This window comes from Mycobacterium sp. 050272, from assembly GCF_039023525.1.
GTDB lineage: Bacteria > Actinomycetota > Actinomycetes > Mycobacteriales > Mycobacteriaceae > Mycobacterium.
The window spans coordinates 387589-413363 of sequence record NZ_JBCHKV010000002.1 but is presented as its reverse complement, the minus strand read 5'-3'; the positions used below and the strand labels follow the sequence as shown (position 1 = coordinate 413363).

Annotated in this window: 19 protein-coding genes and 1 pseudogene; 10 read left to right on the top strand and 10 right to left on the bottom strand. The window is 67.0% G+C overall.

Going from position 1 to position 25775, the window contains the following annotated elements; all coding sequences use genetic code 11:
• Positions 1-34: 34 nt before the first annotated feature.
• Complete coding sequence (locus AAHS21_RS06715; RefSeq protein WP_279304562.1) at positions 35-358, bottom strand: chorismate mutase; 324 nt, start codon at positions 356-358, stop codon at positions 35-37.
• Between the two features lie 299 nt (positions 359-657).
• Between AAHS21_RS06715 and pcrA the strand changes: the two genes are divergently transcribed.
• On the top strand, positions 658-2985 hold the full coding sequence (gene pcrA / locus AAHS21_RS06710; protein ID WP_342926902.1) for a DNA helicase PcrA: 2328 nt from the start codon (positions 658-660) through the stop codon (positions 2983-2985).
• A gap of 36 nt (positions 2986-3021) precedes the next feature.
• On the opposite strand, the gene AAHS21_RS06705 is transcribed toward pcrA, so the two are convergent.
• Together AAHS21_RS06705 and AAHS21_RS06700 are read right to left on the bottom strand one after the other, a co-directional pair.
• Positions 3022-3501 carry a hypothetical protein gene (locus AAHS21_RS06705; RefSeq protein ID WP_342926901.1) on the bottom strand — a complete coding sequence of 160 codons (480 nt, stop codon included), beginning with the start codon at positions 3499-3501 and terminating at the stop codon, positions 3022-3024.
• Positions 3502-3586: 85 nt separating this feature from the next.
• Positions 3587-4675 (bottom strand): M23 family metallopeptidase, encoded by a 1089-nt coding sequence (locus tag AAHS21_RS06700; protein WP_342926900.1) that lies wholly within the window; start codon positions 4673-4675, stop codon positions 3587-3589.
• Between the two features lie 264 nt (positions 4676-4939).
• On the opposite strand from AAHS21_RS06700, the gene sucC reads away from it, so the two are divergent.
• The 3 genes from sucC (at position 4940) to AAHS21_RS06685 (ending at position 8651) form a co-directional block, all read left to right on the top strand.
• A complete protein-coding gene (gene sucC / locus AAHS21_RS06695) occupies positions 4940-6103 on the top strand; it encodes an ADP-forming succinate--CoA ligase subunit beta (protein WP_090606143.1) in 1164 nt (387 codons plus the stop codon).
• Between the two features lie 12 nt (positions 6104-6115).
• On the top strand, positions 6116-7018 hold the full coding sequence (gene sucD / locus AAHS21_RS06690; protein WP_342926899.1) for a succinate--CoA ligase subunit alpha: 903 nt from the start codon (positions 6116-6118) through the stop codon (positions 7016-7018).
• A gap of 109 nt (positions 7019-7127) precedes the next feature.
• Positions 7128-8651, top strand: a complete 1524-nt coding sequence (locus tag AAHS21_RS06685; protein ID WP_342926898.1) for an acetyl-CoA acetyltransferase — start codon at positions 7128-7130, stop codon at positions 8649-8651.
• 10 nt (positions 8652-8661) lie between these two features.
• Here the strand turns inward: AAHS21_RS06685 and AAHS21_RS06680 are convergent, their stop codons facing one another.
• A complete protein-coding gene (locus tag AAHS21_RS06680; protein WP_330977901.1) occupies positions 8662-9510 on the bottom strand; it encodes an LLM class F420-dependent oxidoreductase in 849 nt (282 codons plus the stop codon).
• Between the two features lie 279 nt (positions 9511-9789).
• On the opposite strand from AAHS21_RS06680, the pseudogene AAHS21_RS06675 reads away from it, so the two are divergent.
• From AAHS21_RS06675 to AAHS21_RS06650, 6 genes and pseudogenes are all read left to right on the top strand, one after another.
• Positions 9790-10584 (top strand): annotated as a pseudogene (locus AAHS21_RS06675) (DUF5336 domain-containing protein); the annotation flags it as partial.
• A gap of 90 nt (positions 10585-10674) precedes the next feature.
• Positions 10675-12129 (top strand): DUF6350 family protein, encoded by a 1455-nt coding sequence (locus AAHS21_RS06670; RefSeq protein ID WP_342926897.1) that lies wholly within the window; start codon positions 10675-10677, stop codon positions 12127-12129.
• A gap of 233 nt (positions 12130-12362) precedes the next feature.
• Positions 12363-12992, top strand: a complete 630-nt coding sequence (gene purN, locus AAHS21_RS06665; protein ID WP_342926896.1) for a phosphoribosylglycinamide formyltransferase — start codon at positions 12363-12365, stop codon at positions 12990-12992.
• Between the two features lie 7 nt (positions 12993-12999).
• On the top strand, positions 13000-14571 hold the full coding sequence (gene purH, locus AAHS21_RS06660; protein ID WP_342926895.1) for a bifunctional phosphoribosylaminoimidazolecarboxamide formyltransferase/IMP cyclohydrolase: 1572 nt from the start codon (positions 13000-13002) through the stop codon (positions 14569-14571).
• A gap of 54 nt (positions 14572-14625) precedes the next feature.
• Entirely contained in the window at positions 14626-16011 is a 1386-nt protein-coding gene (locus AAHS21_RS06655; RefSeq protein ID WP_342926894.1) for an ATP-binding protein, read from the top strand.
• Positions 16004-17986 carry a VWA domain-containing protein gene (locus tag AAHS21_RS06650; RefSeq protein ID WP_342926893.1) on the top strand — a complete coding sequence of 661 codons (1983 nt, stop codon included), beginning with the start codon at positions 16004-16006 and terminating at the stop codon, positions 17984-17986. Before AAHS21_RS06655 ends, AAHS21_RS06650 begins: the two co-directional genes overlap by 8 nt.
• Here the strand turns inward: AAHS21_RS06650 and AAHS21_RS06645 are convergent.
• From AAHS21_RS06645 to AAHS21_RS06620, 6 genes are all read right to left on the bottom strand, one after another.
• A complete protein-coding gene (locus tag AAHS21_RS06645) occupies positions 17983-19338 on the bottom strand; it encodes a hypothetical protein (RefSeq protein WP_342926892.1) in 1356 nt (451 codons plus the stop codon). The genes AAHS21_RS06650 and AAHS21_RS06645 overlap by 4 nt on opposite strands.
• A gap of 3 nt (positions 19339-19341) precedes the next feature.
• Entirely contained in the window at positions 19342-20820 is a 1479-nt protein-coding gene (locus tag AAHS21_RS06640) for a condensation domain-containing protein (protein ID WP_342926891.1), read from the bottom strand.
• A gap of 293 nt (positions 20821-21113) precedes the next feature.
• Positions 21114-21716, bottom strand: a complete 603-nt coding sequence (locus AAHS21_RS06635; RefSeq protein ID WP_342926890.1) for a DUF1707 domain-containing protein — start codon at positions 21714-21716, stop codon at positions 21114-21116.
• Positions 21717-21790: 74 nt separating this feature from the next.
• The gene (locus tag AAHS21_RS06630) at positions 21791-22588 is read right to left on the bottom strand and encodes an enoyl-CoA hydratase family protein (protein WP_342926889.1); all 798 of its coding nucleotides are present in this window, start codon (positions 22586-22588) and stop codon (positions 21791-21793) included.
• A gap of 16 nt (positions 22589-22604) precedes the next feature.
• A complete protein-coding gene (locus AAHS21_RS06625) occupies positions 22605-23771 on the bottom strand; it encodes an acyl-CoA dehydrogenase family protein (protein WP_342926888.1) in 1167 nt (388 codons plus the stop codon).
• Positions 23772-25772, bottom strand: coding sequence for a biotin carboxylase N-terminal domain-containing protein (locus AAHS21_RS06620; protein ID WP_342926887.1), 2001 nt, complete (start codon positions 25770-25772; stop codon positions 23772-23774).
• Positions 25773-25775 lie beyond the last annotated feature (3 nt).

Sequence of the window (25775 nt, the reverse complement as noted above, 5' to 3'; positions counted from 1 at the left end):
ATTCGACGGAGAAAATCCTCGGTGTCGAGGATTGTCAGTGGCCCAGCCGGCCCCGGCCCAGGCGCAGCAGCAGCATCGCCAAGTCCTTGCCCTCCGGGCCGAGCTCGCTGTAACGCTGGATGACCTTCATTTCCCGGCTGTGAACCAGGCGCGTCCCCCCGGACGCCATCCGGGCACGGCCGATCTCCCGCGAAACTTCGGCACGCCTTCTGACGGCCGCAAGAATCTCGGCATCCAGCCGGTCGATCTCAAGGCGCAACTCTTCAATGTTCGCCAACTGTTCAATGTCGATCATCTCGACGCTCATCCCTGCTACCCCCGTGTTGTTTTGTGTTGTTCTTTTCGTCTTGTTCGCTATTCGGCTTGAAAACGTTTCTCGCTCTGGAAAAAGTTCGAGCCCTGAATCCGGAAGGCGGACCGCAGGGCTCTAGCAATCACAGCTAGACCATGGGCACCGCGGGCCGGTACCCACAGAAAAATCGGCGACGCCACTCGAGGATCGAGAGGCGGCGATGGAGCTGCGTATTGTCCATGTAACGAGTGTGCCATACCCACGGACACGCGGGAGCAAAACGAAAAGTTGATCCCGTTCGACCCCGCAATGCGGCCGTGGCCTGGGCACTTGCCATCGGTGGTCGGCGGTAAATTGGGGCGGACATGACTGTGCACGCAACCGATGCCAAGCTCGCCGCCGAGATAGACCAGCTGCTCGACGGACTCAATCCGCAACAACGCCAGGCCGTCGTACACGAGGGCTCGCCACTGCTGATCGTGGCCGGCGCGGGCTCCGGGAAGACCGCGGTGCTGACGCGCCGCGTGGCTTACCTGATCGCCGCACGCGGCGTCGGGGTCGGCCAGATTCTCGCGATTACCTTCACCAACAAAGCCGCTGCTGAGATGCGCGAACGGGTGGTGCGGCTGGTCGGCAACCGCGCTCGCGCGATGTGGGTGTCCACCTTTCATTCGACGTGCGTTCGCATTCTGCGCAACCAGGCCTCCCTGATCAAGGGTCTCAATTCCAACTTCTCGATCTACGACGCCGACGACTCGCGCCGCCTGCTGCAGATGATCGGGCGCGACATGGGCTTGGATATCAAGCGGTACTCGCCGCGGCTGCTAGCCGTCGGGATCTCCAACCTGAAGAACGAACTGATCGATCCGGACCAGGCTGTGGCCAAACTCACGGACGAATCCGATGACCTGGCGCACACCGTCGCCTCGGTCTACGGCGAATACCAACGCCGGCTGCGCTCGGCCAACGCGCTGGACTTCGACGACCTGATCGGCGAGACCGTCGCGGTGCTGCAGACCTTTCCGCAGATCGCTCAGTACTACCGCCGTCGGTTCCGCCACGTTCTGGTCGACGAATACCAGGACACCAACCACGCCCAATACATGCTGGTGCGGGAATTGGTCGGGCGTCGGGACCCCAATTCGTCCGACGACGACGTGCCGCCCGCGGAATTATGTGTGGTCGGCGATGCGGATCAGTCGATCTACGCGTTCCGGGGTGCCACCATTCGCAATATCGAGGAGTTTGAACGCGACTACCCCGATGCCACCACCATTCTGCTGGAGCAGAATTACCGCTCGACGCAGAACATTCTTTCGGCGGCCAATTCGGTGATCGCGCGTAACTCGGGGCGCCGGGAGAAGCGGCTGTGGACCGACGCCGGTGAAGGGGAGTTGATCGTCGGCTATGTCGCCGACAATGAGCACGACGAGGCCCGGTTCGTCGCGCAAGAAATTGACGCGCTCGCCGAGCAGGGCGAAATTACCTATAACGATGTAGCCGTCTTCTACCGCACCAACAATTCGTCGCGGTCGCTGGAGGAGGTGTTCATCCGCGCCGGCATCCCGTACAAGGTTGTCGGGGGAGTGCGCTTCTACGAGCGCAAAGAAATCCGCGACATCGTCGCCTACCTGCGGGTGCTGGACAACCCCGGCGACGCGGTCAGCATGCGGCGCATCCTGAACACGCCCCGCCGGGGTATCGGCGACCGCGCCGAGGCGTGTGTGGCGGTCTACGCGGAGAACACCGGCGCCAGCTTCGCCGACGCGTTGGTCGCCGCCGCCGAGGGCAAAGTTCCGATGCTCAATTCCCGCGCGGAGAAGGCGATTTCGGGATTCGTCGAGCTGCTCGACGAGCTGCGGGGCCACCTCGATGACGACCTCGGCGATCTGGTCGAGGCGGTGCTGGAACGCTCCGGGTACCGTCGGGAGCTGGAGTCCTCGACCGATCCGCAGGAGTTGGCCCGGCTGGACAACCTCAACGAACTCGTCAGCGTCGCACACGAATTCAGCATCGATGAGGCCAATGCCGCCGCGCTCGAGGAGGCGCCGGAGGACGAAGACGTGCCCGAGACCGGTGTGCTGGCGCAATTTTTGGAACGGGTGTCGCTCGTCGCCGATACCGACGAGATTCCCGAGCATGCGGCGGGCGTGGTGACGCTGATGACGTTGCACACCGCGAAGGGCCTGGAGTTCCCGGTGGTGTTCGTCACCGGCTGGGAGGACGGGATGTTCCCGCACATGCGGGCGCTCGACGACCCGACCGAGCTGTCCGAGGAGCGGCGGCTGGCCTACGTGGGCATCACCCGGGCCCGGCAACGGCTGTATCTGAGCCGGGCGATTGTGCGTTCCTCCTGGGGGCAGCCGATGCTGAACCCCGAATCGCGGTTCCTGCAAGAGATTCCGCAAGAACTGATGCAGTGGCGGCGCACCGCGCCGGCCCCGTCGTACAGCGCGCCGGTGAGCGGTGCCGGACGGTTCGGGACGCCGCGCGCAGCGCCCACCCGCTCCGGGGCGGGCAAGCGGCCGCTGCTGGTGCTGGAGCCCGGCGATCGCGTGACCCACGACAAGTACGGGCTGGGTCGCGTCGAGGAAGTCTCCGGCGTCGGTGAATCGGCGATGTCACTGATCGACTTCGGCAGCTCCGGGCGGGTCAAGCTGATGCACAACCACGCTCCGGTCAGCAAGCTCTGAACCATTGCGCCGAGCGTGCGGCTCGGCGAAACGGGCTTACTTCTGCAGCCAGCGGGTGGTCTGCGGGTGCATCGCCAACAGAACGCTGGCGATCGGCAACACCGGGAAGGCGTGCACGATCCAGGCGACACGGGCCCCCGCGATGAAAACGCCGCCGTAGGTCAGCACCGCGACCACCGCTCCGGTGATGATCAGGTAGCGGCCCAACGCGCGGCGTTGCAGCAGCATGATCACGCCGGTGATGGTGGCGGTCGCGAACACCAGCGCCAGGAACGCGATCGCGATGCAGAACAGGCGATCGGTCCGCCACCAGCCGGCGATCAGATCCGTGGCGACCACCGACGTGGCCCAGCCGCTGACGATGCTGACCGCGGCGGCCGCGATGACCGTCCGAGGAGTCGGTTCATCGATCGGCCGGTCCGACAGGCTGCTGCGCGCAGCCGCACGCGTGGCTCCCTGATCGGGTGGGGCCGGGTGTGGCAGGTACGTGGTCGGGTTGTCCGGAATCAAGGGCATCGGCCCGCTCGGGGCACGTCGAATGATCCGTGTTCGTGATTCGGCAGGCGGCTCAGTTGGCCCGGGGTCGTTCGGCGCGGTCACCTCAACCAGCGTAATTGCCGACGAAAATTCCTCGCTTGGCCAGCCACGGGACCGGATCGATGCGCTCGGTGCCGCCTTGGAGCACCTCGAAGTGCAAGTGTGGGCCGGTGGAATTACCCCGGTTGCCCATCGTGGCGATCTGGTCGCCGGCCATCACGCGCTGGCCGACACTGACCAGGGCGGTGTTGATGTGGCCGTACAGCGTGACGGTGCCGTCGGCGTGGAGCAGCTTGACCCACATGCCGTAGCCGGCGGTCGGGCCGGCGTCGATCACGACTCCGTCGGACACCGCCACGATCGGCGTTCCGATCGAGTTGGCGAGGTCGATGCCGGCATGCAGCACGCCCCAGCGATAGCCGAAGTTCGACGTGAAGATCCCGTGGGTGGGCATGACGTACAGCGGTTGCTGCAGTCGCGCCTCGCGCTGGGCGCGGTCGTTGGCGAAAGCGACGCCCTTGGCGAGCTCCTGGTTGTGCAGGGCGTTGGCCGCCGGCTGGACCGCGATCACCTGGGCGCCGCGGGTCGCGTTGCCGCTCGATCCGCCGGTCAGTGCCGACGCGTTGGCGGTCAGCACCGTCTCGGCTTTGGTGGTCTCGGCTTGGCTGGTCGCGGTGTGGGCCGCGGCGGCCGCCGCGCCCGCGGCCATCGCCGAGATCAGCACACGGCCCTTGGCCGCACTGGTCGGCTGCTTGCGGTGCTGCCCGCTGCGGCGCACACCGCTGACGTCGATGTCGTCCGAGCCCGGGTCTGCGCCGAGCTTGAGGGCGAGCTGGGCCAGGCCCTCGTTCACGGCGGGGGCGGCCACCGTTGCGGGGGCCGCCAATCGCAGCGGGGTGAGATCGTCGATCTCGTCGAGGTCGTCGAGTTCGGGAGCGAGCAGCACCTGTGCTTCGTAATCGAACGTCGAGTCGTTGCTGAGGTCCAGCTCGTCGAGCTCCACGGAGTCCGCGAAGTCCAGGTCATTGAAGTCGAAACCGTCCAACGGCAGGATCTCGGTGACATCGTTGTGGTGCGGTTGCGACCACAGGTCGCGATGATGGCGACCGGCTCCTGACAACGCAGGAGTACGCGCAAGACGGTGTTGGGACAAGCTGAAATGTCCTCGTATCGTGACCATAACGTTATCTGGACTTTAGGACGTTATCCGTTTACCGATCCGGCTGGCAACCTCGGCGGCGGATTGTGAACTGGATCACGTTTGAGCCCTCCCGGCGTGTCGTGACCTGTGCCACATGGGTGGATGCGGCGGTAGCGGCCGTTTTGAGTGTGGATACAGTTCCACCGTGCGAGTTGCCGATTCCGGCACCGCCCAGCTGTAGGCCTTGCAAATAACTCGAGCGAAGACAGTGAGTTCATGGACCTTTTCGAGTATCAAGCGAAAGAACTGTTCGTTAAGCACAACGTACCTACTACGCCCGGTCGTGTAACCGACACCGCCGAGGGTGCGAAGGAAATCGCGACCGAGGTCGGTGCCCCCGTGATGGTCAAGGCGCAGGTCAAGGTCGGCGGCCGGGGCAAGGCCGGTGGCGTGAAATTCGCCGCGACACCCGACGACGCGTACGAGCACGCCAAGAACATCCTCGGCCTGGACATCAAGGGCCACATCGTGAAGAAGCTGCTGGTCGCCGAGGCCAGCGACATCGCCGAGGAGTACTACATCTCGTTCCTGCTCGACCGCGCCAACCGCACCTACCTGGCGATGTGCTCGGTCGAGGGCGGGATGGAGATCGAAGAAGTCGCCGCCACCAAGCCGGAGCGGCTGGCCAAGGTCCCGGTGGACGCCGTGACCGGTGTCGACCTGGCGACCGCCCGGTCCATCGCCGAGCAGGGCCACCTGCCGGCCGAGGTGCTCGACGCCGCGGCCAACACCATCTCCAAGCTGTGGGAGCTGTTCGTCGCCGAGGACGCCACGCTGGTCGAGGTAAACCCGCTGGTGCGCACGCCAGACGACCAAATCCTGGCTCTGGACGGCAAGGTCACCCTCGACGCCAACGCCGATTTCCGGCAGCCCGGCCACGCCGAGTTCGAGGACCGCGACGCGACCGACCCGCTGGAGCTCAAGGCCAAGGAGCACGACCTCAACTACGTCAAGCTCGATGGCGCCGTCGGCATCATCGGTAACGGGGCGGGTCTGGTGATGTCGACGCTCGACGTCGTCGCCTACGCGGGGGAGAAGCACGGTGGGGTCAAGCCGGCCAACTTCCTCGACATCGGCGGTGGCGCCTCGGCCGAAGTGATGGCCGCGGGTCTCGACGTCATCCTGAACGACAAGCAGGTCAAGAGCGTGTTCGTCAACGTGTTCGGCGGCATCACGTCCTGCGATGCCGTCGCCAACGGCATCGTGACCGCGCTGAACATGCTCGGCGACGAGGCCAACAAGCCGCTCGTGGTCCGGCTCGACGGCAACAACGTCGACGAAGGCCGCCAGATTCTGGCGAAAGCCAACCATCCGCTGGTGATCCAGGCCGAGACCATGGACGCCGGTGCCGACAAAGCCGCCGAGCTGGCGAATAAGTAAGGGAGCCGAGCAATGTCTATCTTCCTGAACAAGGACTCCAAGGTCATCGTCCAGGGCATCACCGGCGGTGAGGGCACCAAGCACACCGCCTTGATGCTGAAGGCCGGCACCGCGGTGGTCGGTGGCGTCAACGCCCGTAAGGCCGGCACCACGGTGTCGCACGTCGACGCGAAAGGCAAGGACGTCGAACTCCCGGTGTTCGGCAGCGTCGCCGAGGCGATGAAGGAGACCGGCGCCAACGTGTCGGTCGTGTTCGTTCCGCCGAAGTTCGCCAAGGATGCCATCATCGAAGCCATCGACGCCGAGATTGCGCTGCTGGTGGTCATCACCGAGGGAATTCCGGTGCAGGACAGCGCATATGCGTGGGCCTACAACGTCCACAAGGGCCAGAAGACGCGGATCATCGGCCCGAACTGCCCCGGCATCATCACTCCGGGTGAGGCGCTGGCCGGCATCACCCCGGCCAACATCAGCGGCCCCGGGCCGGTCGGGCTGGTGTCCAAGTCCGGCACGCTGACCTACCAGATGATGTACGAGCTGCGTGATTTCGGCTTCTCGACCTCGATCGGTATCGGTGGTGACCCGGTGATCGGCACCACCCACATCGATGCCATCGAAGCGTTCGAGAAGGACCCCGAGACCAAGATCATCGTGATGATCGGCGAGATCGGCGGTGACGCCGAGGAACGCGCGGCCGACTACATCAAGGCCAACGTGTCCAAGCCGGTCGTCGGCTACGTCGCGGGATTCACGGCGCCGGAAGGCAAGACGATGGGCCACGCGGGCGCGATCGTGTCCGGCTCGTCGGGCACCGCGGCCGCCAAGAAGGAAGCCTTGGAGGCCGCCGGGGTCAAGGTGGGCAAGACGCCGTCGGAGACCGCGGCGCTGGCCCGGGAGATCCTGCAGAACCTCTAGCTTTGCCGAGACTGCGGTCAGGTCGCGATAATCCGCGGGCTGGCCGCAGTTTCGTTTTGGTACCAGGCATCGATTAGCCTGTCGAACTAACAGTTGCCAGGAGGTTGTCATGCCGGTGGATCCGCGAACTCCGGTGCTCGTCGGCGTCGGACAGTTCACCGAGCGCATCGACGACCCCGACTATCGGGGCATGTCGGCGGTCGACCTCGCGACGGCGGCCGTGGCCGAAGCGCTTGCCGACACCGGCGCCAAAGGCGTTGCGCGGGCCGTCGACACGGTGTTCGCGCTGCGGCAGTTCGAGATCTCGGGACCGATGCCGGCGACGCTCGGCAAGTCGAACAACTACCCCCGTTCGGTGATGAATCGTCTCGGCGGCGACCCGGCCCGGGTGGTTCTCGAACCTGTCGGTGGACAGGGTCCGCAGAAGCTGGTCACCGAGGCGGGCAACGCGATCGCCGCGGGCGAGGCCGACGTCGTGCTGATCATGGGCTCGGAGCCGGGGTCGACGGCTCGCTACTTCGCCAACCGCGACCACAAGCCCAACTTCACCGAACATGTCGAGGGTCAGCTGGAGGATCGCGGTCACCAGATCTTCAGCTACATCGACGATTACACGATCCAGCACGGCCTGACCGGCGCTCCCGTGCAGTACGGGCTGATGGAGAACGCGCGGCGCGCCCGCCTTGGCCACAGCGTGGCCGACTATCGGCGAGAGATGGCCGAGCTGTTCGCCCCGATGTCGAAAGTGGCTGCCAAGAACCCGCTTTCGTCATCGCCGCTGGAGAGGTCGGTCGACGAGATCATCACCGTGAGCGACGACAACCGGATGATCTGTGACCCGTACCCGCGGTTGCTCGTCGCCCGCGATCAGGTCAACCAGGGCGCCGCGGCGGTGCTGATGTCCGTGGCGGCGGCGACCCGCCTGGGAGTCACCGAGGACAAATGGGTTTATCTGCACGGCCACTCGGACATGATCGAGCAGGCGATGCTGGATCGCGTCGACCTCGGAGCCAGCCCCGCGGCGGTCCATGCGGCCCGAGAAGCGTTGCGAGTAGCCGGAATTGGCGTCGACGACATCGCCACCTTCGATCTGTACAGCTGCTTCCCGTTCCCGGTGTTCGTCATCTGCGAAGCCCTGGGCATCGACGGCGACGATCCGCGCGGCCTGACCCTGACCGGCGGATTGCCGTACTTCGGCGGACCCGGGAACAGCTACTCGCTGCACGGTATCGCCGAGACGGTCGCGCAAATGCGGGACAGGCCAGGGCAATTCGGGCTGGTCGGCGCCAACGGCGGCATCATGAGCAAGTACTCGGTCGGCATCTACTCGACCACACCGGTGGACTGGCGCACCGACAACTGCGCCGCCTTGAAAAAAGAGATCGATGCGCTTCCGAAGGTTGAGGTCACGAAAACGCCCGACGGTGCGGCGAGGATCGAGACGTACTCCGTGCGCTACGACTGGCCGATCCGCACCGGCATCATCGTCGGCAGGCTCGCGGCGGACAACACCCGCTTCATGGCCACCACCGACGACGAGGATCTCGTCGCGTTGATGTGCAATGACGATCCGCTGGGTGTCCAGATCTCGGTGTGGACGACCGACAACGGCAACCGGGCTTGCCCGGGGTAGCTCTGGTCGGCTAGACCATCGACGAGAGCTTGCCCGCCAGACGCTCGACGTACGCGGCGACCTCGTCCGCGGACTTGTCCGGCAGGCCGAACAGCACCTCGGTCACCCCGAGCTCCGACCAGTGCGCCAGCTTTTCGGGCACCGGCTTGAAGTCCAGCGCCACGATCTGGGGGGCGCCATCGCGCCCGGCCGCCGCCCAGGTGTCCTGCAACAGCTTCACCGGCTCGTCGATGTTGAAGTCGCGGGGTGTGGTGATCCAGCCGTCCGCGCTGCGTGCGATCCACTTGAAGTTCTTTTCGTTCCCCGCGGCGCCCACCAGCACCGGAACGTGCGCCTGCACCGGCTTGGGCCACGCCCAGCTGGGGCCGAACTTGACGAACTCGCCGTCGTAGGAGGCTTCTTCTTGTGTCCACAGCGCGCGCATCGCTTCGAGGTACTCGCGCAGGCAGGTGCGGCGGCGTCCGGCCGGCACGCCATGGTCGGCGAGTTCGTCGGTGTTCCACCCGAATCCGACACCGAGGCTGACGCGGCCACCGGACAGGTGGTCCAGCGTGGCGATGCTTTTCGCCAGCGTGATCGGGTCATGCTCGACGGGCAGCGCGACCGCGGTGGACAGTCGCACGCGCGACGTCACCGCGCAGGCGGCCCCCAAGCTCACCCACGGGTCTAACGTGCGCATGTAGCGGTCGTCGGGCAGCGACTCGTCACCCGTGGTCGGGTGCGCGGCCTCCCGCTTGACCGGGATGTGGGTGTGTTCCGGCACGTAGAACGTCTTGAAGCCGTGGTCGTCGGCAAGTTTGGCGGCCGCGGCCGGAGAGATGCCCCGGTCACTGGTGAAGAGCACTAGCCCGTAATCCATGCACAGAATTAGAACGTGTTCTACCTGTGCCGAGCAACCCGCCCCCCGCGGAGTCCCTCGCGGACGGGGTGCCGCGGCGATCCGCCCTGGTCGCGCGCGGGGGTCGGTCGCTCCGGCATGCCCGCCCGAACGTGCGCTAGCGTGGTGGATCGATCGCGCGTAACGCAGGCGCGGGCACGTCTTGGTAGTTGAGTAGGGCGGGCCCTGGAAGCACAGCGTCGCACCGCAAAGGTGGGGTGGCGCCTGTCGAGGTAAGGCACTGAAGCAACAGGAGGAGTCATGACCTACTCGCCCGGGAGTCCCGGTTATCCGCAAGCGCAGCCGGGTGGCTCCTACCCCGGTGCCACCCCCTCGTTCGCGAAGACCGACGACGGCGAGAGCAAGCTGCCGTTGTACGTCAACATCGCGGTGGTGGTGCTCGGTCTGGCGGTGTACCTGCTGAACTTCGGACCGACCTTCGTGCTCAGCTCCGACCTCGGTCCGGCTGCCGGCGGACGCGCCGGCGACGCCGGCACCGCCGTGCTGGTCGCCGTGTTGGCCGCGCTGCTCGCCGGGTTGAGCCTGCTGCCCAAGGCCAAGAACTACTCCGGAGTCGTGGCCGCCGTCGCCGTCCTGGGCGCGCTGCTGGCGATCGCCGAGGTCATCAACACCCCGTCCGGGTTCGCCGTCGGCTGGGCGATGTGGCCGCTGGTTGCGGCCAGTGTGCTGCAGGCCGTCGCCGCCGTCGTCGCGCTGCTGCTGGACGCCGGCGTCATCACCGCGCCGCCGCCGCGGCCCAAGTACGACCCTTACGCGCAGCAATACGGTCAATACGGTCAGTACGGGCAATACGGCGGTCAACAGCACGGCGGCTACTACGGTCAGCAGCCCCCGCAGCAGCACAACCCGCAGTCGGGATACGGATCGCAGTACGGCGGCTACAACCCCTCGAGCCAGGCCCCGACCCAGAGTGCGATCCCGACCGGGGGGTTCGGCGCCCAGTCTCCGCAGTCCGGGCCGCAGCCGGCCGCCCAGCAGCACGGCCCCTCGACACCGCCCACCGGCTTCCCGAGCTTCAGCCCGCCCCCCTCGGTCGCCGCTGAGCAGCCCGGGGACCAGTCGCCCTCTGGACCGGCCCCCTCCTAACCGCGGGTTCTCGCGCCTCGTAGGGCACGTGCGCCAAGAGTGAAAAGGGTGCCAGAAAGCGGGGACAACCGGGCAGCGGGCGCTCGCCAGGCGCGTGACCTCGTCCGGGTCGCGTTCGGCCCGGCGGTGTTGGCGCTGGTCGTCATCGCCGCCGTCACGTTGCTGCAGCTGTTGATCGCCAACAGCGACATGACCGGCGCGCTCGGGGCGATCGCCAGCATCTGGCTGGGCGTGCACAAGGTGCCGATTTCGATCGGCGGCCGCGAGCTCGGTGTATTGCCGCTGCTGCCAATCCTTTTCATGGTGTGGGCGACCGCGCGTACCACCGCACGGGCCACCAGCCGTTATTCGTCCTGGCTCGTGGCGCGTTGGGTCGTCGCGTCGGCGCTGGGTGGTCCCCTGCTGATCGCGGCGATCGCGCTGGCCGTCATCCACGACGCGTCCACGGTGCTCACCGAGTTGCAGACACCCAGCGCCCTGCGCGCATTCGCCAGCGTCGCGGTGGTGCACGCCATCGGCGCCGCGATCGGGGTGGGATCCCGGGTGGGCCGGCGGGCGCTGGCGGCGGCGTCACTGCCCTTCTGGCTGGCCGATTCGTTGCGTGCCGCGGTCGCCGGCGTGCTGGCGCTGGTCGGACTCTCCGGCTTGGTGACGGCGGGATCGCTGGTTGTGCACTGGGCGACGATGCAGGATCTCTACGGGATCACCGATTCCATCTTCGGCGAGTTCAGCCTCACTGTGCTCTCGATCCTCTACGCGCCCAACGTCATCGTCGGAACCTCGGCGGTCGCGGTGGGGTCCAGCGCGCATATCGGATTCGCGACGTTCAGTTCGTTCACCGTTTTCGGCGGTGACATTCCGGCGCTGCCCGTGTTGGCCGCCGCGCCCACGCCGCCGCTGGGGCCGGTATGGGTGGCGCTGCTGATCGTCGGCGCGTCGTCGGGTGTGGCGGTCGGCCAGCAATGTGCCCGGCGTCCGCTCCCGCTGCTTGCTGCGCTGGCCAAGCTGCTGGTTGCCGCGGTGGTCGGAACGCTGGTGATGTCGCTGCTGGCATTTGGCGGCAGCGGCCGGTTGGGCAACTTCGGCGACGTCGGGGTGGACCAGGGCGCCCTGTGGATCGGCACCTTCTTCTGGTTCGCGGTCATCGGCTGGGTCACGGTGGTGATGGCCGGCGGGATCAGGCCGATCCGGCTCAGCAGGCTTCGGCGGCCCAAACAGAAGCGCGCGCCCGCACCGCCGGCTGACGAACCGAAGGATTTCGCGGACGTCTTTTCCGAGCCTGTCGAGCACGATCTGCTCCTCGAAGACGAGGAGGAGTTTGCCCAGCCTTCGTTGGACGAACCGCTGTTGGACGAACCGCTGTTGGACGAGCCGCTGCTCCGCGAGCCGCTGCCCGGCGAGCCATCGCCCGGCGAGCCCGCGTTCGACGAACCCGCGGTGCCCGAGCCCGACGAACCGGAGCGCAGCGCGACCGAGCGCGATCGCCCGGACTAGCAGGTTGCGGTGTCGGGCCGGTCGTATCGTCGACCAGCCGGCGTCGTCGCGGCCCGATTGCCCGACTCCTCCCGCGTCGCGCGGCGACGCGCATCGTCGTCGGGCTGCGGCCCGATTGCCCGACTCCTCCCGCGTCGCGCGGCGACGCGCATCGTCGTCGGGCTGCGGCCCGATTGCCCGACTCCTCCCGCGTCGCGCAGCGACGCGCATCGTCGTCGGGCTAGGCTCGCGATGTGGTCGAACCGCTCCGCGTGCCCCCGAGTGCGCCGGCGCGACTGGTGGTGCTGGCGTCGGGCACCGGATCGCTATTGAATTCCCTGCTGGCCGCGGCCGTCGACGACTACCCGGCGCGGGTGGTGGCGGTTGGCGTGGATCGCGACTGCCGGGCCACCGAGGTCGCCGCGGCCGCATCGGTGCCGACCTTCACCGTCCGCCTCGGCGATCACCCCGATCGGCAGGCCTGGGACGCTGCGATCACCGAGGCCACCGCCGCGCACTCTCCCGATCTGATCGTCTCGGCCGGTTTCATGAAAATCCTTGGACCGCAATTCCTTTCACGATTCGTCGGCCGCACGCTGAATACGCATCCGGCGCTGTTGCCGGCCTTCGCGGGAGCGCATGCCGTTCCCGAAGCGCTGGATTACGGTGTGAAGGTCACCGGCGCTACGGTGCACCTGGTGGATGCCGGCATGGACACCGGGCCGATATTGGCGCAGGAGCCGATTCCGGTGCTCGATGGCGACACCGAAGAGACCTTGCACGAACGCATCAAAGTCATCGAACGGCGACTGCTGGTGGACGTGGTGGCCGCGATCGCGACCCGCGGCGTGACCTGGATCGGACGAAAGGCGACCCTGGGATGAGCACAGTATGAGCACCGACGAGTCAAGAAGGCCGATTCGCCGCGCGTTGATCAGCGTCTACGACAAGACCGGCCTGATCGAACTCGCTCAGGGGCTGAGCGAGGCCGGCGTCGAGATCGTCTCGACCGGGTCGACCGCGAAAACCATTGCAGACAAGGGGATTCGGGTTACCCCCGTGGAGGAGCTGACCGGTTTCCCCGAGGTGCTCGACGGCCGGGTCAAGACCCTGCACCCGCGCGTGCACGCCGGACTGCTGGCCGATCTGCGCAAGCCCGAGCACGCCGCGGCGCTCGAGGAGCTCGGGATTGCCGCCTTCGAGCTCGTCGTCGTCAACCTCTATCCGTTCAGCCAGACCGTCGACTCCGGCGCGGGCCTGGACGAATGTGTCGAGCAGATCGACATCGGCGGGCCGTCGATGGTCCGGGCGGCCGCGAAGAACCACCCGAGTGTGGCGGTCGTCGTGGACCCACTCGGCTACGACGGGGTGCTCGCGGCGACGCGCAGCGGCGGATTCACCCTCGCCGAGCGCAAGAAGCTGGCGTCGCTGGCCTTTGCGCACACCGCCGAGTACGACATCGCCGTGGCGAGCTGGATGGAGTCGACGCTGGCGCCCGAGCATCCGGAGACCACCTTCCCGCGGTGGTTCGGCCACAGCTGGCGCCGCTCGGCGATGTTGCGCTACGGCGAGAACCCGCACCAGCAGGCCGCCCTGTACGTCGACCCCGCGGCGTGGCCGGGTCTGGCGCAGGCCGAGCAGCTGCACGGAAAAGAGATGTCCTACAACAACTTCACCGATGCGGATGCGGCCTGGCGGGCGGCCTTCGACCACGAAGAAACCTGTGTGGCAATCATCAAGCACGCCAACCCGTGTGGGATCGCCATCTCGTCGGTGTCGGTCGCCGACGCACATCGCAAGGCCCACGAGTGCGATCCGCTGAGCGCCTTCGGGGGCGTCATCGCCACCAATACCGAAGTGAGCGTTGAGATGGCGGAATACGTCAGCACCATCTTCACCGAGGTGATCGTCGCCCCGGCCTACGCGCCGGATGCCCTCGACGTGCTGACGCGCAAGAAGAACATCCGGGTGCTGGTGGCCTCCGAGCCGCTGGCCGGTGGCGCTGAGCTGAAACCGATCAGCGGGGGATTGCTGATGCAGCAGCGCGATCAGCTTGACGCGCACGGCGACAACCCGGCCAACTGGACGCTGGCGGCCGGATCGCCGGCGGACCCGGCGACGTTGAGCGACCTGGTGTTTGCGTGGCGCACCTGTCGCGCGGTGAAGTCGAACGCGATCGTGATCGCCTCCGGCGGCGCCACCATCGGCGTCGGCATGGGTCAGGTCAACAGGGTCGACGCGGCTCGGCTGGCCGTTGAGAGAGGTGGTGACCGCGTCGGTGGTGCGGTCGCGGCCTCCGACGCCTTCTTCCCGTTTCCGGACGGGTTGGAAACGCTGGCGCGCGCCGGCGTCAAGGCGATCGTGCACCCCGGCGGCTCGGTGCGCGACGACGAAGTCACCGCCGCCGCCGCGCAAGCCGGTGTCACCTTGTACCTCACCGGTGCGCGCCACTTCGCTCACTAGCGCGCACTAAAGCCGGTGCGCATGACGCATGTGTGTATCGCGACGTAGCGTGGAGTGGTGACATCACCGAGCAATCTGCCCCGAACCGTCGGCGAACTGCGTGCGGCAGGCCATCGCGAGCGGGGCGTCAAGCAGGAAATCCGCGAGAATCTGCTGACCGCGCTGGCCGAGGGTGACGACATCTGGCCGGGCATCCTCGGATTCGAGGACACCGTATTGCCCCAGCTGGAGCGGGCGCTGATCGCGGGTCACGACTTCGTTCTGCTCGGCGAACGCGGCCAGGGCAAGACTCGACTCCTGCGCGCGCTGACCGGACTGCTCGACGAATGGACGCCGGTGATCGGTGGCGCGGAACTCGGCGAGCACCCGTATACGCCGATCACGCCGGAGTCGATTCGCCGGGCCGCCACCCTCGGCGACGACCTGCCGGTGGAGTGGCGGCACCGCAGCGAGCGCTACACCGAGAAACTGGCCACCCCCGACACCAGCGTCGCCGACCTGGTCGGTGACATCGACCCGATCAAGGTGGCCGAGGGCCGCAGCCTCGGGGACCCGGAGACCATTGCCTACGGCCTGATCCCGCGCGCCCACCGCGGCATCGTCGCGGTCAACGAACTGCCCGACCTCGCCGAGCGCATTCAGGTGTCGATGCTCAACGTGATGGAGGAACGCGACATCCAGGTCCGTGGCTACACGCTGCGTCTGCCGCTGGACGTGCTGGTGGTCGCCAGCGCCAACCCCGAGGACTACACCAACCGCGGGCGCATCATCACCCCGCTCAAAGACCGCTTCGGCGCCGAGATCCGTACCCACTACCCGCTGGAGCTGGACGCGGAGGTCGGCGTCATCGTTCAGGAAGCGCACCTGAGCGCACAGGTGCCCGATTACCTGACCCAGGTGATCGCGCGGTTCGCCCGCTACCTGCGCGAGTCCAACTCGGTCGACCAGCGATCCGGCGTCTCGGCGCGGTTCGCCATCGCCGCCGCCGAGACCGTCGCCGCCTCGGCCCGCCACCGCGGCGCGGTACTCGGCGAGAGCGACCCGGTGGCCCGAGTTGTGGACCTGGGCACCGTGATCGACGTGCTGCGCGGCAAATTGGAATTCGAGTCCGGTGAAGAAGGCCGCGAGCAGGCGGTGCTCGAGCACCTGTTGCGCCGCGCGACCGCCGACACCGCATCCCGCGCGCTCGGTGGCATCGACGTCGCGCCATTGGTCGCCGCGGTGGAAGCCGGTTCCGCGGTGACCACCGGCGAGCGCGTCTCCGCCAAGGACGTGCTGGCCGCCGTTCCGGGCCTGCCCGTCGTCGAACAGATCGCCGACCGGCTGAATGCGGAATCCGAGGGCGAACGGGCCGCGGCATTGGAACTGGCGCTGGAAGCGTTGTATCTGGCCAAGAGAATCGACAAGGTTTCCGGGGAGGGCCAGACCGTCTATGGCTAAAGGGCATTCCTCGCGATACTCGGCATACACCGGCGGGCCCGACCCGCTGGCGCCGCCGGTGGATCTGCGCGAGGCGCTCGAGCAGATCGGGCAGGACGTGATGGGCGGAACCTCTCCGCGCCGGGCGCTGTCCGAGCTGCTCCGCCGTGGCACCGAAAACATGCGCGGCGCCGACCGGCTGGCCGCAGAGGCGAACCGGCGCCGACGGGACCTGTTGCGCCGCAACAACTTAGACGGGACGCTGCAGGATATCAAAAAGCTGCTCGACGAGGCGGTGCTGGCCGAGCGTAAGGAATTGGCCCGCGCGCTCGACGACGACGCCCGCTTCGGCGAACTGCAGCTCGATGCCCTGCCGTCCTCGCCGGCCAAGGCGGTCCAGGAACTGTCCGAGTACAACTGGCGCAGCCAGGAGGCCCGCGAAAAGTACGACCAGATCAAGGATCTGCTCGGCCGCGAGATGCTCGACCAGCGCTTCGCCGGGATGAAGGAGGCGCTTGCGGGCGCCACCGACGAGGATCGCCAACGTGTCAACGACATGCTGGACGACCTCAACGACCTGCTGGACAAACACAATCGCGGCGAGGACACCCAGCAGGACTTCGAGGACTTCATGGACTCCCACGGCGAGTTCTTCCCGGAGAACCCGCGCAACATCGACGAGCTGATGGACTCGCTGGCTAAGCGGGCCGCCGCCGCGCAACGTTTCCGCAACAGCCTCAGCCCCGATCAGCGCGCCGAACTGGATGCCTTGGCGCAGCAGGCTTTTGGCTCTCCGTCGCTGATGAACGCGTTGAACCGCCTTGATGCGAACCTGCAGGCCGCCCGGCCAGGCGAGGACTGGATGGGTTCCGAGCAGTTCTCCGGCGACAACCCGTTCGGCATGGGCGAAGGCACCCAGGCCCTGGCCGACGTCGCCGAGCTGGAGCAGCTGGCCGACCAGCTTTCGCAGAGCTATCCCGGCGCCACGATGGACGACGTCGACCTGGATGCGCTGGCGCGCCAGCTTGGCGATCAGGCCGCGATCGACGCGCGGACGCTGTCCGAGCTGGAACGGGCGCTGGTTAATCAGGGCTTTTTGGATCGTGGTTCCGACGGCCAGTGGCGGTTGTCGCCCAAAGCGATGCGCAGGCTCGGCGAGACCGCTTTGCGTGATGTGGCACAGCAACTTTCGAGCCGCCGGGGTGACCGTGAGCTGCGGCGTGCCGGGGCGGCGGGCGAACTGACGGGCGCGACCCGGCCGTGGCAGTTCGGCGACACCGAGCCGTGGAACATTCCCCGCACGCTGACCAATGCGGTGTTGCGGCAAGCGGGCACCTCGACTCTCGACGGCCCGGACGCGCGGCTGAGCATCTCCGTCGACGACGTCGAGGTGTCCGAGACCGAGACACGCAGCCAGGCCGCGGTGGCGCTGTTGGTCGACACCTCGTTTTCGATGGTGATGGAGAACCGCTGGCTGCCGATGAAGCAGACGGCGCTCGCGCTCAACCACTTGGTGTGCACGCGGTTCCGCTCGGATGCCTTGCAGATCATCGCTTTTGGCCGGTATGCCCGGACCGTGTCCGCGGCCGAGCTCACCGGTCTGGAGGGGGTTTACGAGCAGGGCACCAACCTGCATCACGCGCTGGCGCTGGCGGGCCGTCATCTGCGACGTCATCCCAACGCGCAGCCCGTCGTGCTGGTGGTGACCGACGGCGAGCCGACCGCACACCTCGAGGATGTCGACGGCGACGGGTCGTCGGTGTTTTTTGATTATCCGCCGCACCCGCGGACCATCGCGCACACCGTGCGTGGCTTCGACGATATGGCGCGGTTGGGTGCACAGATCACGATCTTCCGGCTGGGCAGTGACCCCGGCCTGGCGCGGTTCATCGACCAGGTCGCGCGACGGGTCGAGGGACGCGTCGTGGTGCCCGATCTCGACGGCCTGGGTGCCGCGGTGGTAGGCGACTATCTACGGTCTCGGCGCCGTCGCTAGCGCGATGCCGCGCTGGCGGTGCGCCAGCCCGCGATGGCGGTCAGCGAGAATTCGCTCAACGCACTCGAGATGTGTTCTCTGAGATCCTCATTCGAGTTCTGGCGGCCCAGCTCATAGGCCAGGAACGAGACGAACACCTGTCCGTGCACTCGCCCCGACAACAACGCGAGCGCGCCGTTGGTGTTGTACATCGTCGCGGCGGTGACGCCCGGATACACCGACTTCATCGCGAAGTAGTCGGCGTCGGTGCCGTCCGGCCGGTTGGCCGCCGGGTTGATCGCGCCGAGATTGGACGACACGACCGTGCTGGCGCTGCCGGTGACCACGCTGATCAGCCGCCGGAAGACGGGCTTCGGTATCAGGGGGATCAGCGGTAGCAATGCCCACCGCTCGTCGGGCAGCTCCTGACTGCGGATCAGCGATCGCTTGATCGCGGCGCGGATCTCGCCCAGACCGCTCGCCGCGGTCGCCGGTCTGACCGTGACGTCGACGTTGATCACGGCGTTGGCGCGGGTATCGCCGGCAGCGCGCTCGTTGAGCGGCATCCCGACGTTGACCGAGCCGTCCGCCGCGACCCGGCCCACCCGCTGGGCGAGATAGGTGGCCAAGCCGGCCAGGAGCGCGTTGCTGGTTCCGCCGAGCGCCTCTGCGCGGGCGTCCCACTCGTCGGCGTCGAAGAAGAGCATCGCCATCGGCAACGAGATGCTTTGGTCCGGTCCGCTGGGCGGCGCGGGGCGCTTCTTCGCCGATTTGGCGGGGCCACTGTCGTTGGCCTGCCGGGCCATCCGCGCGGCGGCGACAATTGCGCGCCCCATATCCGTTGTGTCGCGTGCGGTTTGGCGTGCGTCCTCGCGCAGCGCCTGCCACCGCCGCCGCGACGCTGCGGCCGGCCAGATGATCGCGTCGTCGCGTCCGTACGCCGCGTCGGCCAACGCCTCGCAGAGCCCCACCCCGTCGGTGAGGCAGTGTGTGACAACGAAACTCACTGCCGCGCCGCCGTCGGTCAGCGGCAGCATGGCCAGGTGCCAGCCGGGTCCGTGTTCGGCGTCTGGCCGGTGGCTCGCCTGCGTCTCGAGCCACGCGTCGATCTCGTCACGCGGTCGGGCCGTCGTGGCGATCTCGAGGCTGGGACGGTCGCCGGGCGTCACCCAGCGGTGCCGGCCGAACGGCAAGGGGGACCGTTCGATTCGGCGTGACAGCCGCCCGCGGCCAAGATGGTGGTGGAAGCGCCGCAGGCCGTCGACGTCGATGGCGTGGTCGTACACCCAGATACATTGCAACACACTGGTGGCCGCGGTCGCCCGCTCGCCGAGAAAGAGCGTCTGGTCGGCCAAGTCCAGCACATTGCTCATATTCTAAGCCGCCTCGTCGTCGTCTTTCGTCGGGGAAAGGGCGTACAGGCCACCCGAATTCACCTCAGCCGCAACGATACTCGACTGCTCCAGGGCCTTGCCGGCGATGCGGGCGAAAATCCGATTCAGGGTCTCGACGTACTGGTGCGCCGACTCCCTGGCGACCTCATTGTCCGGGAACGAGATCGTCACCGTGGTTCGCTCGGCGTGCCGGTTGATCCAGACGTTCACTCCGCCATGGGACAGGCTGTCGCCGTAGGTGCCGAAGTTCGTCTCTGCCCACAGCCCGGCCAGGGGAATCTTACGAAAGTCGAGGAAGGAGAGCATCATCGGTAGCTGCGAGGGCAGCTTGATGCCCAGCTCATCCGGTGTCGCGAGCTCCAAGACCCGCTCCACCGGCACATGAGCGAGATCCTTGGCCGCATCGAACGACTTCTGGGCGGCCCGGGCCGCGTCGGGGAACGAGCCGCCGGCGGTCGGCACGACGACCGGAACCATGCTTGCGAACCATCCCACCGTCATCGTGTCGATGCCCTGGGTCCGGGTGTCCCTGGCGGTGAATCCGCGATGAATCTCGTTGCCGGTCAATATATAGTCGGCCAACGCGGTGCACGCCAGAACGCCGCCGAGGAACCGGGCGCCGGCCGCGATGCAGGCGGCATCGAACGCCTCCGTTGCGGCGGCGTCCAGCAACTCGACGGTCACCAAGTCGCCGGCGCTGCTGGTCCAGGTGTCGCCCAGGGGCAGCGGGAAACTCGGCCAATCACCGTCGGCGTCGCGCGCGAACGCGATCCAGTCCTTGATCTCCGGCGATTCCAGGGTCAGATCCGCAACCTTCTCGCGCTGCCGCGTGGTGTAGTCGCGGTAGCTTCTGAGCTGTGGAGGCGTGGCGGGCTGGTGCGCCGCGCCCGCCGACAGTTCTTGATACGTCAGGTGGATGTCGAAGAAGATGACGCCAGCGGACAAGCCGTCGATGTGCAGATGGTCGACGCTGGCGTAGAAGGTGAAGTAGTCGGCGTGCTGGATGATGCCGAAGCTGAAGCATCCCCATTCGAGCGTTTCCCGGGTCGTCGTCAGGACATGGGTGCGCACCTGATCGGGGGTCATATGTCCCCACGGTACGGGCACCAATTCGATGTCTTCCGGGTCCTCGATGGGGCGGCGCACGATCACGCCGTCCTCGAATTCGAACCAGTTGTGATACGTGTCATGGCGACGGACATGGGAGTTGACCGCCGTCGTCATAATCGGAATGTCGCACCTGCCCGCGATATCCCAGGCCACGACCATCAGCCGCGGTAGCTGCCTTTCCATGGCCCTGCCGTGGAACGCGGCCCAGAGGTGTTGTGCCTGCTGGTAACTCGGGGCGAGAGCGCTTCGCTGGGCGGTGCGGGCCGCCTCATGTGCCGTCGGTACGGCAGTCCACATGGTCAGCGGACCGTGTGGCGGCTGCCATTCGTTGATGTTCCCCAGTGCGACCATTTTTCAGCCTCGCTGTGCGTGATGTCGGCATTCCGTGGCGGCTCGGGAGGGCGGAAATACCGTTGGCACATCGTTTTTCGCGCAGCCTTGATACACCTTTGCGCTGGAATTCGTGCGACGCACTTCCCGATATGCCGGGGCCCAACCCTGTGGCGTCGCTTGCACCCCCTGAGTCGCTGTTCTGGACGCTAGTCGACGGGCGGCACGTTTTCGTGGTTTTGCGAAGATACGCAATCCCACGCATTTTCGAAACGATGCCAGTAGCCTTGACGCCCTTAACAGGTCCGGCGGGTTTACCCGTGGGGTCGGCGGGCTTTGCGCTTGATGCCCACACCGCCCCACAGCGAGAAGCCGTGGATGTTCACCTTCGGCGCGCCCGGTGTACCTTGGCCGACGATATCGCGGTCGAAGCCCCCCATGACGCCGCGGCCGTGGATCTCGACATTGACCTCGGGCGGCAGCAGGATGTTCTGCGCACCCATGATCGAGACGACGTGGATATCGACTTCGGTCGACGTGAAGTCGGCGTAGCGCAGATCCACCACCCCGCTGCCCCACAGCGTGAACGTGGTCAGCTTCTTCGGGACGTTCCAGCGCCCCCGCCGCTCGAATCCACTCAGCAGGGCGAGCAGCAGGGTGGAGGGCGCCGGATTCTGCTTCCCGCCGCGGCGGGGGCTTATCGGCGCGCCCGGCAGATCGGCCCGGAGCTGATCCAGTTCTTCGTAGGTCGTCGCCGCGTATGCCCTGGTCAGACGGTCTTCGTAATCCTTGAGCTGCAGGCGGCCCTGTTCAGCCGCGTAGGCGAGTAATTGCGCGATTTGTATGCGATCGGTATCGGCCGCACGCGAGAAATCCTCGCGCGCGTCCTTCGCATCGTGCTGCGCTGAATCGCTCATCATCCACGAGCGTACGACTTACAACTTTTGCTGCAAGAGGGTTGGCTAAATCGCAACCATCCTCCTACGCATGCCTAATTGCGGTCGGCATCGTCGGTGGCGGCGGGCGGGGCCCAACTGGGTGGACGTTTCTGCAGGAATGCCAGCATGCCTTCGCGGGCTTCGTCGGAGACGAACAGCCTGGCGGATTCCTCGGTGAGCCGCTGCGCGTCGCGGTCGAACCCGGCGAGTACCGCGGCCGTCGTGAGTGCCTTCGACGCGGCCAGACCCTGGGGCGATCCGCGGCCGATATCGGCGACCAGTTCGGCCACCGCAGCGTCGACGTCGTCGGCCGCGATCGTGACCAATCCGATCTGCGCGGCCGCGGCCGCGTCGAACGTCTCGCCGGTGAGGTAATAGCGGGCGGCCGCGCGCGGGGACAGCTTCGGCAGCAGCGTCAGCGAGATGATCGACGGGGCCACACCGATGCGCGCCTCGGTCAACGCGAAGGTGCTGCGCGGTCCGGCCACCGCGATATCGCAGGCGCCGACCAAACCGAATCCGCCCGCGCGCACATGACCGTCGACCGCGGCGATGACCGGCAGGGGCGAGGAGACGATGGCCCGCAGTAATGCGGTCATCTCGTTGGCCCGCGCCGCGGCCATGTCGAACGGGTTGCCGGCGCCGGCTTCGCTGAGGTCCGCACCGGCGCAGAACGTGCCGCCGGTGTGCCCCAGCACCACCACTCGGACGGTCGCATCCGCCGCCGCGTCGCGCAGACCCTGGTGCAGCTGGCTGACCAGGGTGGTCGATAGCGCGTTGCGGTTGTGCGGTGAGTTCAGCGTCAGCCGAGCCAACGGTCCCGCGACGGCGTATTCGACGAGGGCTGTCATTGAAAAGACCCCGTCATCAGTAGCTTCGGGGCAGGCCCAGGGAGGTCTGCGCGACGAAGTTCAGCACCATCTCGCGGCTGACCGGCGCGATCCGTCCCAGCCGGGCCGAGGCGAGCATCGCGGCGACGCCGTACTCCTTGGTCAGGCCATTGCCGCCCATCGACTGCACGGCCTGATCCACCGAACGGGTAGCAGCCTCGGCCGCAGCGTATTTCGCCATGTTGGCGGCCTCGGCCGCACCGAAGTCATCACCGGCGTCGTAGAGCGTGGCGGCCTTCTGCATCATCAATTTGGCGAGCTGGACCTCAATGTGGCACTGCGCCAACGGGTGTGACAGACCCTGGTGCGCGCCGATCGGGGTTCCCCACACCTGGCGGGTCTTGACGTAGTCGGAAGCCTTCTCCAGCGCGAAGCGGCCCATGCCCACCGAGCTCGCCGCACCCATGATCCGCTCGGGGTTCAGGCCCGCGAAAAGCTGTGCGATCGCGGCATCTTCGGCCCCGACGAGCGCATCGGCGGGCAGCCGGACGTCGTCCAGGAAGACCTGGAACTGGCGCTCGGGGCTGATCAGCTCCATCTCGATCGGCGTGTAGCTGAAGCCGGGCGCGTCGGTGGGCACCACGAACAACGCCGGGCGCAGTTTGCCCGTCTTGGCCTCCTCTGAGCGTGCCACCACCAGCACGGCCTGCGCCTGATCGACGCCGGAGATGTAGACCTTCTGGCCCTTGAGAATCCAGTCGCTGCCGTCGCGGCGCGCGGTGGTGGTGATCTTGTGCGAGTTCGACCCGGCGTCGGGCTCGGTGATCGCGAACGCCATCGTCATCGTGCCGTCGGCGATGGAGGGGATCCAGCGCTTCTTCTGCTCTTCGGTGCCGAACTTGCTGATGATCGTGCCGTTGATCGCCGGCGAGACCACCATCAGCAACAGCGCGCTGCCCGCGGCGGCCATTTCTTCCATGACCAAAGACAGCTCGTACATTCCGGCGCCGCCACCACCGTATTCCTCCGGCAGGTTCACGCCGAGGAAGCCGAGTTGACCCGCCTCTGACCACAATTCATCGGTGTGCTCGTGGGCGCGCGCCTTTTTCAGGTAGTACTCGCTGCCGTATTTGGACGCCCAGGCGGCCACCGACTTGCGCAGCGCCTGGCGCTCCTCGCTCTCGATGAAGCTGGTATCGGTCATTTACGAATCTCCTTTTACTTGGCCGTTCTCCGGCGCTTCGACTATCGCCAGGACGGCGCCGACTTCCACTTGCTGGCCGCTCGTGACGGCCAGGGAGCTGAGTACGCCGTCCGACGGCGCGGTGATGGTGTGCTCCATCTTCATCGCTTCCAGCCAGATCAGCGGCTGGCCGGCCGTGACGCTGTCGCCCACCTGTGCGCCGAGCCGGATGACGTTTCCCGGCATGGGCGCCACCAGTGATCCCTTGGCGACCGCCGATCCCGGCTCCGGGAACCGGGGCACCGCGTTCAGATGGACCGGCCCGCGCGCCGAGTCGACGTAGACGTCTTCGAGGGTGGGGCCGTAGCGGGCAACCGCGAAGCGGCATGCCACGCCATTGGCGTCGGCCAGCACCACTTCCTCGGGTGCCGACGAGACCAGATGCACGGCCTCGTTCCCGGCGAGCACCAATCCGGTTCTGGTGAACCGGTATTCGATTCGGTGTTCGTTGTCCTCGTCGTCTGTGTAGGTCTTGACCTGATAGCCCGAGGTGAGGTTGCGCCAGCCGCTGGGCAGCGAGGCGAACGCCGCGGCCGACGCACGATTGTGCGCGGCGTCGGCCAGTGCCGCGGCGATTGCCGACAGACGCACTACGCTTTCGTCGCTCAGCGGTGCCGACAGCTGTGCCAGGCCGTGCGTGTCGAAAAACGCGGTGTCGGTCGCGCCGTCGAGGAATGCCTGATGCCGCAGCACGTTCACCAACAACTCTCGGTTGGTGCGCAGCCCGTGCAGTCGGGTCCGGGCCAACGCGTCGGCCAGCACCAACGCGGCTTGCCGGCGGGTCGGTGCGTACGAGATGACCTTCGCCAGCATCGGGTCGTAGTGGATCGACACCACCGAACCGTCGACGATGCCGGAGTCCAGCCGGATTCCGGTGCGCTGCCCCAGCGAGGCGAATTGTGCCCGGCTGCCGGGTACGTCGAAGGTGTGCACCAGGCCGGCCTGCGGCTGCCAGCCGCGCGCGGGGTCTTCGGCATACAACCGGGCTTCGATCGAATGACCCTGGGCGGCAGGAGGTTCGGCATCGAGGCGGTCGCCGTCGGCCACCGCGAGCTGCAGTTCGACGAGGTCGAGCCCGGTGGTCTCTTCGGTGACTGGGTGCTCTACCTGCAGCCTGGTGTTCATCTCCAGAAAGAAGAACTCGCCGTCGTCGTCGGCGAGGAACTCCACCGTCCCCGCCCCGGCGTAGCCGATGGCGCTGGCGGCCAGCCGGGCGGCATCGAAAAGCTTGGCCCGCATGCCCGGAATGCGTTCCACCAACGGCGACGGAGCCTCCTCGATGATCTTCTGGTGGCGTCGCTGAATCGAGCATTCCCGTTCTCCGACCGCCCACACCGTGCCGTGAGTGTCGGCGAGGACCTGAACCTCCACATGGTGCCCGGTCGGCAGGTAGCGCTCGCAGAATACGGTCGGATCGCCGAAGGCGGACTGCGCTTCGCGCTGGGCCGCGGCGACTTCGCCTGCCAGAGCCGATAACTCGCGCACCACCCGCATACCGCGGCCGCCGCCGCCCGCGGAGGCCTTGACCAGCACCGGCAACTGCGCCTGCGTGACCGAGTCGGGGTCGAGTTCGTCGAGCACCGGCACCCCGGCCGACGCCATCAGCTTCTTGGACTCGATCTTGGAGCCCATCGCCCGCACCGCGTTCACCGGCGGCCCCACCCAGGTCAGGCCCGCTTCCGCGACGGCTGCCGCGAAGTCGGCGTTCTCCGAAAGGAATCCATAACCGGGATGTATGGCGTCGGCGCCCGCGGCCCGCGCGGCGGCGATGATGGCCTCGGCATTCAGGTAGTCATTGGTCTTCGCCAGGCGCACCCGGGCGTCGGCCTCGGCGACGTGCGGGGCCGCGGCGTCCGGTTCGGTGTAGACCGCGACGGTGCCCAGACCGAGCCTGCGGCAGGTGGCGAAGACTCGGCGGGCGATCTCGCCGCGGTTGGCAACGAGTACTCGAGTGATTCCCATGGG

Excerpts from the sequence above, each read along its gene's own strand:
- AAHS21_RS06705 (WP_342926901.1), bottom strand. The coding sequence starts at position 3,501 with ATGCCCTTGATTCCGGACAACCCGACCACGTACCTGCCACACCCGGCC.
- AAHS21_RS06640 (WP_342926891.1), bottom strand. The coding sequence starts at position 20,820 with ATGGTCGCACTGGGGAACATCAACGAATGGCAGCCGCCACACGGTCCG.
- AAHS21_RS06685 (WP_342926898.1), top strand. The coding sequence starts at position 7,128 with ATGCCGGTGGATCCGCGAACTCCGGTGCTCGTCGGCGTCGGACAGTTC.
- AAHS21_RS06650 (WP_342926893.1), top strand. The coding sequence starts at position 16,004 with ATGGCTAAAGGGCATTCCTCGCGATACTCGGCATACACCGGCGGGCCC.
- purH (WP_342926895.1), top strand. The coding sequence starts at position 13,000 with ATGAGCACCGACGAGTCAAGAAGGCCGATTCGCCGCGCGTTGATCAGC.
- AAHS21_RS06620 (WP_342926887.1), bottom strand. The coding sequence starts at position 25,772 with ATGGGAATCACTCGAGTACTCGTTGCCAACCGCGGCGAGATCGCCCGC.
- sucD (WP_342926899.1), top strand. The coding sequence starts at position 6,116 with ATGTCTATCTTCCTGAACAAGGACTCCAAGGTCATCGTCCAGGGCATC.
- AAHS21_RS06645 (WP_342926892.1), bottom strand. The coding sequence starts at position 19,338 with ATGAGCAATGTGCTGGACTTGGCCGACCAGACGCTCTTTCTCGGCGAG.
- sucC (WP_090606143.1), top strand. The coding sequence starts at position 4,940 with ATGGACCTTTTCGAGTATCAAGCGAAAGAACTGTTCGTTAAGCACAAC.
- AAHS21_RS06630 (WP_342926889.1), bottom strand. The coding sequence starts at position 22,588 with ATGACAGCCCTCGTCGAATACGCCGTCGCGGGACCGTTGGCTCGGCTG.
- AAHS21_RS06680 (WP_330977901.1), bottom strand. The coding sequence starts at position 9,510 with ATGGATTACGGGCTAGTGCTCTTCACCAGTGACCGGGGCATCTCTCCG.
- AAHS21_RS06625 (WP_342926888.1), bottom strand. The coding sequence starts at position 23,771 with ATGACCGATACCAGCTTCATCGAGAGCGAGGAGCGCCAGGCGCTGCGC.
- pcrA (WP_342926902.1), top strand. The coding sequence starts at position 658 with ATGACTGTGCACGCAACCGATGCCAAGCTCGCCGCCGAGATAGACCAG.
- AAHS21_RS06635 (WP_342926890.1), bottom strand. The coding sequence starts at position 21,716 with ATGAGCGATTCAGCGCAGCACGATGCGAAGGACGCGCGCGAGGATTTC.